The 12,169-nt window shown below is 57.9% G+C and carries 9 protein-coding genes and 3 pseudogenes; 2 read left to right on the top strand and 10 right to left on the bottom strand.

What is annotated here, in order from left to right:
* Positions 1-37 precede the first annotated feature (37 nt).
* On the bottom strand, positions 38-1,498 hold the full coding sequence (locus GR212_RS26695; protein ID WP_163991217.1) for a DUF1254 domain-containing protein: 1,461 nt from the start codon (positions 1,496-1,498) through the stop codon (positions 38-40).
* 152 nt (positions 1,499-1,650) lie between these two features.
* Here GR212_RS26695 and GR212_RS26690 point away from each other — a divergent pair, with 152 nt between their 5' ends.
* Complete coding sequence (locus GR212_RS26690) at positions 1,651-2,478, top strand: Crp/Fnr family transcriptional regulator (RefSeq protein ID WP_246725971.1); 828 nt, start codon at positions 1,651-1,653, stop codon at positions 2,476-2,478.
* A 328-nt stretch (positions 2,479-2,806) separates the two neighbouring features.
* Here the strand turns inward: GR212_RS26690 and GR212_RS37805 are convergent.
* Positions 2,807-3,060: pseudogene (locus GR212_RS37805) on the bottom strand (helix-turn-helix transcriptional regulator).
* Positions 3,061-3,080: 20 nt separating this feature from the next.
* Positions 3,081-4,006 (bottom strand): annotated as a pseudogene (locus tag GR212_RS26675) (3'-5' exonuclease).
* A gap of 223 nt (positions 4,007-4,229) precedes the next feature.
* Between GR212_RS26675 and GR212_RS26670 the strand changes: the two are divergent.
* Entirely contained in the window at positions 4,230-4,604 is a 375-nt protein-coding gene (locus GR212_RS26670; RefSeq protein ID WP_163991213.1) for a VOC family protein, read from the top strand.
* Positions 4,605-4,636: 32 nt separating this feature from the next.
* Here the strand turns inward: GR212_RS26670 and GR212_RS37255 are convergent.
* From GR212_RS37255 to GR212_RS26635, 7 genes and pseudogenes are all read right to left on the bottom strand, one after another.
* Positions 4,637-5,868 (bottom strand): annotated as a pseudogene (locus GR212_RS37255) (type II toxin-antitoxin system HipA family toxin).
* On the bottom strand, positions 5,861-6,100 hold the full coding sequence (locus tag GR212_RS26660; protein WP_246725970.1) for a helix-turn-helix domain-containing protein: 240 nt from the start codon (positions 6,098-6,100) through the stop codon (positions 5,861-5,863). The pseudogene GR212_RS37255 and the gene GR212_RS26660 overlap by 8 nt, the downstream one beginning before the upstream one ends.
* A gap of 351 nt (positions 6,101-6,451) precedes the next feature.
* The gene (locus tag GR212_RS26655) at positions 6,452-7,384 is read right to left on the bottom strand and encodes an NAD-dependent epimerase/dehydratase family protein (RefSeq protein ID WP_163991211.1); all 933 of its coding nucleotides are present in this window, start codon (positions 7,382-7,384) and stop codon (positions 6,452-6,454) included.
* 14 nt (positions 7,385-7,398) lie between these two features.
* Complete coding sequence (locus GR212_RS26650; protein WP_163991209.1) at positions 7,399-8,274, bottom strand: amidohydrolase family protein; 876 nt, start codon at positions 8,272-8,274, stop codon at positions 7,399-7,401.
* Positions 8,275-8,316: 42 nt separating this feature from the next.
* A complete protein-coding gene (locus GR212_RS26645) occupies positions 8,317-9,237 on the bottom strand; it encodes a 3-keto-5-aminohexanoate cleavage protein (protein WP_163991207.1) in 921 nt (306 codons plus the stop codon).
* Positions 9,238-9,267: 30 nt separating this feature from the next.
* Positions 9,268-10,392 carry an ABC transporter ATP-binding protein gene (locus tag GR212_RS26640; protein WP_163991205.1) on the bottom strand — a complete coding sequence of 375 codons (1,125 nt, stop codon included), beginning with the start codon at positions 10,390-10,392 and terminating at the stop codon, positions 9,268-9,270.
* A gap of 23 nt (positions 10,393-10,415) precedes the next feature.
* On the bottom strand, positions 10,416-12,107 hold the full coding sequence (locus GR212_RS26635) for an ABC transporter permease (protein WP_348643542.1): 1,692 nt from the start codon (positions 12,105-12,107) through the stop codon (positions 10,416-10,418).
* Positions 12,108-12,169 lie beyond the last annotated feature (62 nt).

Below are 12,169 nucleotides of genomic sequence, written 5' to 3'. Positions count from 1 at the left end.
GTACCCCCGCCACGCGGTCGCCTATCGCAACCGACGGTCAGTTCACCTTCTCAAAATCCGGCAGCGGCCAGCTCTTGTCGAAATATCCCTCGGTCGGACCGTACAGCCGCACATAGGCAAACCAGGCCTTGCCTGGGACGCTCGGAATCCAGTTCTTCTCGGCGCCCTTCGGCGCCCTCGGACCGACATAGATATCCACGGTCCCATCGGGATTCGCTGCGATATCCATGCGGGACGATCGGTCGGCGATCTGCTGCCTGCTCTGAATGAGCGTGCGGGTATCGAGATCGTAGACCGTTAGCGACCAGAATTGTTTTGCAGGCGGATTGGCCGGGATGCGGAGCCGGTATGTGTTCGCACCGTCGAAGGCGTGGCCGGCCTTGTCCCGATAGCTACCGAGATAGGCCTGGCCGACACCCGGCGTCTGGCTCACCATGCCCTTCGAGGTCGCCACGCCCTCGTAGAAATACGCGGCTCGCTCGTCGAGCTGGCTGTAACCCGGCAGGTCCTGCGCCGGATCGAGCATCAGCACATAGTCCCAATGCGCGTCCTCGCGGTAACGGGAGCCTGGAAAGCGCTTGTCGAAGGAATTGGCTTTGGCCATGGCTTCGCCGAGCTGCCCGGCGTCAAGCAGGATCTTCTTCTGCCGCTCATCGGGCTTGAATGGCTTACCTTTCTCGATCCCGAGCGGGCGCAGCATCGCCAGGAAAAAGCGGTCGCGTTCTTCGACAGGCTCCTTTTCGATGATGTCGGCGAGCTGCTGCCAATATTCCAGCCCACGCGGCTGGATAGTCAGCATAAGCTTCGTGCCGGCCGGTGGCCGCAGGTATCGCGTCGGCCGCGGATTGTCGCGCTGAGCATAGGCATAGGCCTTCACCCCGGTAGCGATCGCCTCCGCCTTTGCCGGATCGGTATCGAGTGCGCGGTAGAAATAACCGAAATTGAAAGTAGGCGAATGGACGACAGTGTAGCCCTCGACGGCGGCGGGCGTTTCCTGGCCAGGTCCCACGACCAGATACTTGCCACCCTTGCCGCCATCAGGGCCGGTGATCCCGAAATCGGTGAAGGGGCGCTGCCAGAAATCCATCGCTGAACCTGCAATTGCGCCGGCCGGGATATCGAGCACGGCCGGTCCCCGCGTCGAGAGGTCGTAGAAGCCGATGATGTAGGGCGTCGTCGCATTCGCGGTGAGCCAGACGCTCACGCCGCGATAGCCTTCGTAGATGCCGACATCGCCGTCTTCCGCTCCGGTGTTCTCTTTCTGGGCGATCTTCGCCTGGACCTGGCTCACGATCGGCAGAGCCCAGAGATAGGCTTGGACGGCTCGCTGGAAATCCATCTCGTTGAAGAGCCTTGTGACCGATTTCTCCGTCGGCAGCCCGTGTTCGAACGACAGTTTTCCGATCCGGGTGTCGATTGTCTGCGGCGCGGCCAAAGCGCCCGACGCAGCAAGCGCAGCGGCCGCGACGATCCATATGGTGTGCGAAACATGCTTCATATCGACATTCTCCCCGACGGGTCGATAGATCAGGACGACTTCCCTTGGCATGCGATGAGCGAGTAAAGGGTCATCCTCAGTCGCGCTGAAAATGCATCTGCTACTCCCGGTAGGCTCGTTATACGCCCTATAGCCGCTTTCAGGGAGCGGGATTGTCACCCGCGTTACAAAGCGGAAAAAATTCTCGGGAAGACATTTTCTCTCTGCATTCAGTGCATTTTCGTGATTGCATAGGTCAGCCCTACATCGGGTCAACAATCTGTCGGCAAAGGCTTGAGGATATCCGGGGGAGCAGCTTGGTTGGTTTGGCTAAGGCCAGGGATGTGCTCGCGACGTCAGGCTGGCTGTCCATGCAGCCAGAAAAGTTTCGGGCTGAAGTCTTGCGAAGGGCATCGCTCGTTAAGTTTGCTTCGGGCGATGTGATCTATCGCCTGGGTGACCCGCTAGGCGGCGTCTACGGCCTCGTTGCGGGGGCGGTCATGGTAACGACCGCTCCCCCGGTCAACGTACCGAGGTTGTTTCATGTCGGCACGCCGGGGAGCTGGATTGGTGAAGGTCCCTATTTGAGCCGCCAGCCTCGCCGCGTCGGTATGCAGGCGGCGGTCGAAACCTGGATGATGCATCTGCCGCTTGAGGCGATGGACCAGATGGAGCGGGAAGATCCATCCGTCGTAAGACGCTTCGCCCAGATTCTGCTCATTAATCTCGATATCCTCGTGCGCGCTTTCTACGACGTTCAGAAACAAAGCGCGGATCAGAGAATTGCGTCGGCGCTCAGGCGCGTCAATCTTGTCGAAGGCAAACCAATTCCGATCTCGCAGACGGAACTGGGTTTCATGGCCAATACCTCGCGCAAGCATGTGAACGCTGCCTTGAAGCGGTTCGAGGCGGAAGGCTGGCTTGCTTCGGGATACCGGGTAATCACGATCCGAAACATCGAGGCGCTTCGCCGATTTGCCGAAATGGACAACGATGTATAGGAGCTCAGGCAACCGTCATTTATTGGCGCCATTTCGGAGCCAAAAAAGACACCAACAGCTGGGGGAAAGACTGAGAATGCCTCCATTTTGCAGGGCCGAAAAGCTTAGGAAGCGGCAGGGGCTGGAAGCACCGCAAGCAGGACAGTCTGCCCGATCACATTCGCGACGACTCGGCTGTGGGACTAACTAATGCGGCGATAGATCGGTCGCCAATATTGCAGAAGTTGAGGCCAGCCCTCACGAAGGCGGTCAACTTAATCTAGGAGCTTACGCTCTTGATATGAGAAGTTAGCCCGCATGCGTGAGCCTGCTGATCAGTCCGCCGCGATTACACGTTCGACGTCAACTGACGGCATTCCCTTAGCGTCATTCCAGTTGCTTCTTTGAAAGCCGTGGAAAAGTGCTGGACATGTCCGAAGCCACATTCAAGGGCGATGCCGGTGATCGATTTTCTTGTTGTACCAACATGTCTTTGGCGCGCTCCATACGCTGCATCTGGACGTAACGCATCGGTATGTGTCCCTTGGTCTGCTGAAACTCACGCAGGAGGTGGCGAACGCTGCATCCGGCGACAGAAGCCAAGGCGAGCCGTGGTGATGTGGTCAGGCCCTGAACCGGTCGAAGGCCGTGAGATGCTTTGTCGGTGGATCAGCTTCCGGATACTGATAAATTTCGGTTCGCAGGTAGCGTAGCTCAGCCTCAAGGTATGGTTCGTCTACCTCGATCCACCAGGACTTCGGCTGACCTTCGCTTCCATCGGGCCAACGATAGCCGCGTGTTTTAAAAGATCCTTGTAATCGTATGGACTGTTCTCTGCATAAATGCGGACACGGGATCGCTGGCTCGCCCTATGAAGTTCGGCGAATGCCGTCGTAGGATGAGCAGCGTCCTGTCGGGCAAGGACTTCCAGCAGTGCGAAGCAGTCGTCGACGGCGCGATGGCCATCGTGGAAAAAACCGGCCTGTCCCACCAGGTAGCCAAGCTTCGTCCCTTCGAACCCGCGCGACGACCAATCGATCTCGGAATTCAAGCCGGCCCAGGCCTTGGCAGCGAATGCCGGCGAGAACGACTCGCAGAAAGGACGGACGAAGCCGGCATTATGGGCGATGATCAGATCGGCCATGTCGAACAACGACCACACCGCCCGCATGTCGATACTCTGACCGGCCACCATTTCATCGGTGATGCCGGTAAGCCTGGTAATCTCGTTTGGGATGGGAACACTCGGTTGCTGCAGACCACTGTAAATTCCAGTAACATCGCCAATGGCGCCCTGCTCGTCGAAGCTGAATGCGATGACCCTGATTTCGTCCTTGCGGTGGTTGAGACCTGTCGTTTCCGTGTCGAGAATGATGCACTTGAACGGGAACTCAGGCGGGAGAAAAGGTGCGACCTGCCGTGGCTCAAGCTTTTGCAGGATGCGATGGCGGCCTGTCCCGGTAAGATGCGCCACCATCTCATCTTCAGTCATAGGTGCGCTGGCCGGGCGCTTTACGCGCAACTCGGTACCGGGGCGCAGCGCTGACATGCCGGACCCATCGGCGAACATGTCGAATTGCTCGGGCGTTCCGGCGGTTTCATGTTGCGTCATCTTCGAAGAATTATCATGTATTGCCATCGCGGTCATCTTGGCAGACCCGCATTTTTCACAGGCGGCGGCATCGAAAAACGTCTTACCAGGTGCCACAATTCGGGCGATTTGCGACGAACCAACGGCTAGGTTAGGTTGGCTAACCCACTGGAGATGGAACATGTTCACCCACGTCATGATCGGAAGCAACAACTTGGAGCGTGCCAGAGCCTTCTACGACGCCACGTTCATTGCATTGGGAGGAAAACCCGGCGAAATGGATGCGAGAGGCAGGCTGATCTATGCTCATGAGGGCAGTTGGCTGATGGTTACGACACCGATCGACGGCAAGCCGGCGACCGTGGCCAATGGTGGGACCATCGGCATCGCCGCTGGGAGTCCTGACCATGTTCTGGCTTGGCACGCAGCAGGCACCACCAATGGGGGCACAGCGATCGAGAGCCCACCCGCCGAGCGCCCGAACGGTTCATTCGTTGCGTATCTTCGCGATCCTGACGGAAATAAATTATCCGCGCGCACACTACCTACGAATTGAGACGAGGGTCAGCTCTGTAGGGATAGCAGTCGCTAGAGGCGAATAGTGCGTAAAGGGCTGGAATTGGGCCACAACGACCAAAACCCTCTTCGCCTTGAAGGGGTGTGAACCTGCAACCCGTTATCCTGGCCATGTACGTGCAGACGAACGACAGGGGCCTTACCGCCCAGCGAGAGCACAAAATATTCCGATGCAGCCTGCAGGAGATCGAGCGAGCAGGTGCTTTCGTCGAGATCGATATTGGTGGTCAGCACCCGAGCTTTGAGATCGGTCGGGACGGGATTGAGATCGTAGGCCGGCGACAATGACCAACCCGCTTTTCCCAGCCACAAGAATCCGTGATTGCGCAAGTGATCGTCGACATTGGAGATCAGCACGTTGAACACCACGCGTCGATAGAGAGCGTGCGCATCGGTCTTTCCTTGCGCGCCGTGCTCGGCGAGCGTATTGACGATTTCAGGGTAACTGCCGCGCTCGCCATCCCTGGCACCCATCATCGCCATCGCTGACAGAAATGGAATGCGAATGGCACCGTTGTGGTCGAAGCGACGAGACAACATGACGGCTTTGCCGGCCACTTCTATCAGCTCGTGTTGTGGAGTGGCGATGCCGGCCTGGTCGGCGAGCCGAAGGGCGATCTCCTCCCAGGTCTCCATGCTGTATTCGTCGGTCTCTTTCGGAAACTTGGCGATTGAAAGATGGCCTGCTGATCGACGACCGAGGCTTTCGGTCGTGCTCCGCCCAATGACGAACCGGGAGCGAAAATGAGCTGGAGGTCTTCGTCTGTCTCTTCGGCACGCAGAATGCGCTCGGTGATCTGCAGAAGCCGACCAAGCTCGATGACGCCCGGGACACCGGTCTGGATCGGAGCCTGGAACACCTCCTCCCCGACCCACCGGAATCGAAGCGCGCCGAGACGGGTTTCGTCGGCAACGCCCAGCAGGTAGTCACTTTCGGCGAGGGTGCGAACAGCTCGCACTTCGCGTTTCGCGCTGCGACGCTCGGCGCGTTGCATGAGCCGCCGCCCCCAGGTGTCGGGAGCAGAGTCGCCGATCGACCCGAACGTTGCCAAACCTGCCGGCGGAGCGAAGGCCCCTCGGGTCAATGCGAGCGCGGGCTCCAGCGAGAAGCGATCAGGATCCTTCAGCCAGGTATGGTCATACTCGAATAATATGGTCTCAGAGCCGCGGATGCGATTGCTCCGCGCCAGTCCGATCCGGTACGTATCTCCAGCAAGGTCGATATGAACCTCGAAGTCAGCCATCGCGAGACGATCCCGACGCGGATTTCAAGCGAACGCGCTTTGGCAGGTCAGCGCTGGCAAGCGCCTGGCCGACACTGTCGTTGCTGATGTCAGCAACCTGGGTCAGCCCGTCGAGTAGACCTAATGCCTGGAGGACGCCTGCATAGATTCCGATGCTGACATTCGTGTCGCCCGCCTCGATTTTTTGCAGGGTCGAACGCGAGGTGAATGCTCGCTCTGCTACCACTGCCATCGGCAGCTGACGTCGACGCCGAGTATCCTATCCGCGGCGAGCTTTCGCAAAGCTCGCCTGACGGCCGCCTATGGTTGATGTGGGGGTGGGCATCTGAGACCTTCGCGCTACAAAATTTGGCTTTATGTAGCACGACGCTTACAATATTTCTAGCATGGAGCTACCTGCGAGCTTGCCATAAAACGCGCGTCCTTCGTCGGCACATCCGCGCATGAGCGAAGCGGTGGGTTCCAGGCTACAACCTTCTGCCCAGTCCGACTCGGACCGAGCATCGCGGAGAGACAGCGATAATCATCATCGACGCACTGCGAGATGCGTCGATTCTTGGAAAACATTCAGTCGAGTTATGTATCAGCTAGCATCCGCTTGGAACTTATCAACTATCGCATCGAGTGTTCCGAATTGCGGCATCCAGCCCCATTCCGCGCGCGCGCCTTCGTCACGGAATTCATCATAGGCAACCTCATGCGTACTGTCGCGTTGACCTGCGAGCGCAATATCGATGTTAGGAAAGCGTTCACGAAGTCTTTGAGCCAGCATCGCTGCCGTCGTGGGCTCGCGCAGACCTGAGACATTATAGACGCAAGACTTAACCAGACCAGCGGGCGCCTCCATCAAATCCAGGGTCGCGCGGGCTGCATCATCAACATGTAGGAAAAAGCCAACACTACCGGCATTGCCGTAGACCGATTGATGATCATTGCCGGAGATGGCGTCTTCGATCATCGCCGGCGCCCAATGACCAGCAGTGCGAATTCCACTGCCGACAACGGTCGGATAACGCAAGCAGCGGAAGTCGAGACCCTTGTTGTCCCGATACCAACGGCCAACGCCCTCGCAGTAGAGCTTGCCCCAGCCGTAGAAATGCGTCGGAATCTGCTGCGAGTTGTCGCCAATCACGCGGTCGGGCGTACGTCCAAAGGTTCCTCGGCTGCTGGCGAAGAACAATTTCTTCAGCCCGCACGAAGAAGCTAATTCGAACAGCTGCATCGTGCCCCCAACATTGGTCTCGTAAGATTTCCAATGCTGTGTTTCAGACATAGAGCTTAGCATCGCGCCGAGATGATAGATCTCTTTGATCCGATGTTTCATGATCGTCGAGAGCATTACCGAAAGGTCCCCAACATCCGCTTGGATATAGGTCAGGCGATCGTGAAGCCCGGAAAGCCGCGTCGGCTCGGGCACGATGTCCAGAGCGACCACGGGATCGGACGTACGTCCCAAAAGCTGCCGGATCAACGAAGATCCCACATAGCCATTCGCACCTGTGACTAAAATTGCCATCGTCTTTACCTTCCTTAGACACCGATCCAGAAGAGACGGTCGGGGTTGTCAACTAGCAGTGCCTGACGCTCCGCCTTAGTTGGTGCGTATTGGGCTACGAGTTCCATCAAGAGACCGTCATCCGGCGCGCCGCCTGACACCTTGGGATGTGGCCAGTCGGTGCCCCAAAGCACACGGTCGCCGAAGTTCTGAACGAGTGTGCGCGCAAATGGCCACGCATCCTCATAGGGATAGCCTTGGCGCGAAGCTCGCTCGACACCGCTCGTCTTAGCCCAGACGTGACGATTTTTGCCCATAAGCTTCAGCACTCTTTGAAAGCCCGGTTGATCGAGCCCCCTAGAAGCATCTGGATAACCTAGATGATCGAGCACCACGGCGACCGGCGATGCGGCGATCATGGTCTCGGCCGCCTCAAGGCCCGCTTCGTCAATATGGAGCTGAATATGCCAGCCGATCTTTGCTAGGCGCTGAGCGAAAGCGAGGATCGCGTCGGGCGTCTCACCACCGGCAAGGTTCGCTGTCAGATGGAAACGGACGCCGCGGAAACCGTGATCGTTCAGATGGCGCAATTTCTCGTCGGACACTCCGAGCGGAACGAGCGCGATGGCGCGCGTCGTTTCCGGCTTTGCCCGCCACGCATCGATCACCACGCTATGATCGTAGCCATGATTGACGGTCTGGACGATGATGCGGCGCTCAACGCCGATCGTCGCGTTCATCTTGAACATCGCCTCCTTGCCGGCATCCGGCGGCGGGGTGACGCTTGGCGCATAGGGGAAGCTATGGCCGGGGCCGAAGATGTGGCAGTGGGAATCGCAGGCAGCCGGAAGGACGGCGAAGGTGCCAGGCTTACGGATATCGCGAATATAGGTGGACGTATTATCAGTCATGGAAATGTCCTGTAAAAAACTGCGGGCCGGCTCGCGAAAGGGTCAGAAGCCAAGCGTAGCGCGTGCTTCGGCAACCGGGCTCGGCGTCAGAGCGAACTCGTCCATGAGGCGCGCGATCTTGCGGACCTGTTCGGCATTGGATTTGAACAGCACGCCTGGACGCTCCTGGACATTGTCTTCCTGTCCGATACGCACATGCGTTCCCATTAGAGCGCCGTAGCAGGCTGCTCGCATGTTGTCCGGCCCGGTTCCGTGGGTCGCAAGATGGCAATCCTTCCCGAAGAGCTTTTCGGCCGTCTGCTTCATGTGCAGCAGATGTTCTATATTGGACTGGATGCCGCCGAGAATGCCGGTGAGGAACTGGACGTAGAGCGGACGCTTGAGGCCACCGACGCGATTGACGTGATATTCGACCGCATAGATGTCGCCCACGTCGTAGCATTCGAACTCAATGCCAATATCTTGATCGACGAGGATGTCGATCATACGGGCAATCTTGGCATAAGTGTTTTGGGTGACGATCTCGTAGCTGCGTCCACCGAAGAAGTATTCGCGCTCCCAATCGTATTTGAATTCAGTCGCCTTCAGCGCCTCCGCCTTGCGGAAAATGCCGTAGTTCATCGAACCGACGATCACAGTGGCGACGTCCGGACGAACGTCGAGCACGCCGGACAGGCGATCCTCCGCCGTTGAACCGAGTGAGGCCGACATATTGATGATGGCATTGGTTCTCGCCTTCAAGGCGGGAACGATCTCGCGCCATATGGCAATGTCATTGGTGGGACGGCCGTCTTCCGGATTGCGCGCATGAAGATGCAAGATCGCCGCACCGGCTTGCGCCGCTTCTGCCGCTTGCTCGACAATTTCGGAGGGGGTGATTGGCAAATAGGGCGACATTGACGGCGTCAGGCCGGAGCCAGTGACTGCGCAAGTGATGATACGGGTATTGGTTTCGGACATCATTCAACTCTCTTCTTGAAAATGAGCGGAGGATCAGGCAGTCGCGGTGAACGGAATGGCATCGCCGGCGGCAAAGGTCAGGGTGACCTTCTGGCCAAGGTCGAAAGGCGATTGTGGTGGTGCATATGCCTGGATCTGAAAACCGTTAAGGTCGATGCGATAGCGCATCATGTTTCCGACAAAGCCCGCAAAAGTCACCACGCCCTCAAGCCGGTTCGTGCCCGGCGGTAAGGCGTCCTTGGAGCTGTCGGCGGCCGATATGGCGATAGCCTCCGGCCGCAAGGCCACTCGCAGCGCTTTGCCTTGCGCAGCAACAGCCAGATCCTTGCAGTACACGACGCGGCCGTCTACAAGACGCAGCGCGATCAAATCGCTCTCACGGCCAGCTAGAATTCCATCGATCCAGTTAGATGTTCCGACAAACTCGGCGACGAAACGTGAGCTCGGCTGGCGATAGATCTTGCGCGGAGTATCTAGCTGAACCACTCTACCGTGCTCCATGACAGCAATCTGGTCTGACATTTCCAACGCTTCCGACTGATCGTGGGTGACGTAGACGGTGGTGACGCCAATATTCTGCTGCAGGCGGCGCAGTTCGTCCCGCATTTCCTCGCGCAGCGATGCGTCGAGATTGCTCAGCGGTTCGTCGAGAAGCAATAGGCTCGGCTTGCGCACGATCGCGCGGGCGAGGGCAACACGCTGCTGCTGACCGCCAGACAAACGCGTCGCTGGCCGATCGGCGTAACCGCCGAGACCCACAGTCTCGAGGGCCTCGTTGACCATTCGACCGATCTCGTCCTTGCCACGGCGTTTGTCCTTGGCGACCCGCAATGGAAATGCGACATTCTCGAAGACGTCCATATGCGGCCAAATCGCATAGGACTGGAAGACCATGCCGATATTACGCCTGTTGAGCGGCACCGAGACGTTCGACTTCTCATCGAACACCAGATTGCCGCCAATGCGGATAATACCGGAATCTGGTTCCTCCAAGCCGGCGATGCAGCGCAACGTTGTAGTCTTGCCGCAGCCACTCGGCCCGAGCAACGAGAAGAAGGTTCCCTTGTCGAGGGTGAAGCTGCTTGCATGGACGCCGCCCACCGGGCCACCATTGGCTTGAGGTGCATAGAGTTTCTGAACGCTGGCGAGTTCCAGCATCGTTTCCGTGGAAGACATGAGTATCAGGCTCCGAATGTTGACTGGCTCTGACGGCGCGAAACGACGTAGAAGCCGATCGCGATAACCGTCATCAGCCCTGACCATAGAAGTCCGAGCGCTGCGACGGCGGCGCTTTGCCCATTGTTGAGGAGGTCGAACATCGCTACGGCCACAACTTGGGAGTTTGGTCCGGCCAACAGCAGCGGCAGGGTCATTTCCTTAGAGGCAAGAAGGAAGATGAACAACCAGCCCGAGGCCAGCGATGGTATGACGAGCGGCGCCACGATCTTGCGCATGATCTCGCCACGCGAGCCTCCAGAGACTTCCGCCGCCTGCTCCAACTCATTCTGCACCTGAAGAACGCCGGCGAAGGAATAGCGCATGCCATAGGGTAGATAGCGGATCAGGAAACCGAGGCCGAGAATCCAAAGGGTGCCATAGACCGGCAGCGGGATTGCCAGGCCGATCTGCAACACAGCCACGCCGAGCACCAGGCCGGGGAACACCAGAGTGATCGACGTCAGTTGTTCGACTGCCCTACCCCCGAATCTGCTGCGGGCCGTGAGCCAGCCGCAGAAGAAAGTCAGAGCCATTGTGATTGTCGCGACGACTGCGGCAACGAGCAGCGTGTTGCCAGCCAGGTGATAGTAGTAGGGGTCGCTCAATACATTCGTGATGTTGTTGAGTGTCAGATTCTTCATCGATGCCCAGCGCATGGGGCGAGTAAAGGGAGTAATCGCCATCCACAACATAGCAAGAAGCGGCAAAAGCAGAATCATCAGAAAGTTGAACAAGATGATGACGCCGCCAACCCAGCGCAATCCGCCGAGCTTGAGCTGGCGCGGACGAAAGCTCTTACCGGTGATACTGGCATAGCGCTCTGCTTTCTTGGCAATATTGCCGTAAAAATAAAGCAGGATCGTTAGGAATATGATCAGCAGAATGGAAAAGGCGCTAGCATAGCCGAGATCTGGGGGTGCGTTATCCAGCCGTCGGTAGATTTCCGTGGTCAGAACATCAATATTGCCAGGCATTCCGATCAGCACTGGAACTTCGAAGGATTCGATGCTGCGGATGAAGATAAAGATCGCCAGAGCCGAAACCGCCGGCCATGCGAGCGGCAATGCAATTCGTCGAATAGCCTGGAAGACGGTTGCACCTGACATCCGGGCTGCCTCCTCCATATCGGCATTGGCCGCGCGAAATGTCGACGACAGAAGCAGGAACACCAACGGTGACCATAAAAAACCCTCGACAAGGGCCATCCCAGGAAGCGTATTGATGTTGAAAGGTGACACGCCGGGCTGGATGAAGGATCTGTAGAAGTCGTTGAACGGTCCGCCGCGGCCCAACAGGTATAACCACGCTGCCACGTAGAGAACATAAGGCGTTCCAAGCGAGATGATGGTCGTCACATAAGCGAGCGGTTTGAACGGCACGTCCGTGCGCTCGACAAGCCAGGCGAGAATGCCGCCGAACAATAAGGCGACTGCGGTGGTAGCGGTCGCAAAGAGAATCGAATTGATCCCTGAACTGACAAGAGCATTGCCTTCGAAAATTCGGCGGAAGTTGTCGAGCGTGACGCGTGTCCCCTCCCCGGAAGCATGTGAGGTGAAGCCGGATTGCGCTAACATAACGAGCGGCGGCAGAACCAGCAGACACAATAGGCTGGTCATGACCAGACCCAGGGTCTGGCCTTTGCGCAGGCTGAGCACGGGACGATCTCCCATAATATTTGGATGTGGAAAGAAGGGGCTCTACGCCCCCTGCATACTCT

This window comes from Martinezella lusitana, assembly GCF_010668395.1.
Taxonomy (GTDB): domain Bacteria; phylum Pseudomonadota; class Alphaproteobacteria; order Rhizobiales; family Rhizobiaceae; genus Rhizobium; species Rhizobium lusitanum_A.
Note: the sequence above shows the minus strand (reverse complement) of the source record. Positions and strands in the feature narration are given on the sequence as shown.

Coding starts and splice junctions, on each gene's coding strand:
- GR212_RS26655 (WP_163991211.1), bottom strand. CDS start 7,384: ATGGCAATTTTAGTCACAGGTGCGAATGGCTATGTGGGATCTTCGTTG.
- GR212_RS26650 (WP_163991209.1), bottom strand. CDS start 8,274: ATGACTGATAATACGTCCACCTATATTCGCGATATCCGTAAGCCTGGC.
- GR212_RS26670 (WP_163991213.1), top strand. CDS start 4,230: ATGTTCACCCACGTCATGATCGGAAGCAACAACTTGGAGCGTGCCAGA.
- GR212_RS26640 (WP_163991205.1), bottom strand. CDS start 10,392: ATGCTGGAACTCGCCAGCGTTCAGAAACTCTATGCACCTCAAGCCAAT.
- GR212_RS26695 (WP_163991217.1), bottom strand. CDS start 1,498: ATGAAGCATGTTTCGCACACCATATGGATCGTCGCGGCCGCTGCGCTT.
- GR212_RS26660 (WP_246725970.1), bottom strand. CDS start 6,100: ATGGCAGTGGTAGCAGAGCGAGCATTCACCTCGCGTTCGACCCTGCAA.
- GR212_RS26645 (WP_163991207.1), bottom strand. CDS start 9,237: ATGATGTCCGAAACCAATACCCGTATCATCACTTGCGCAGTCACTGGC.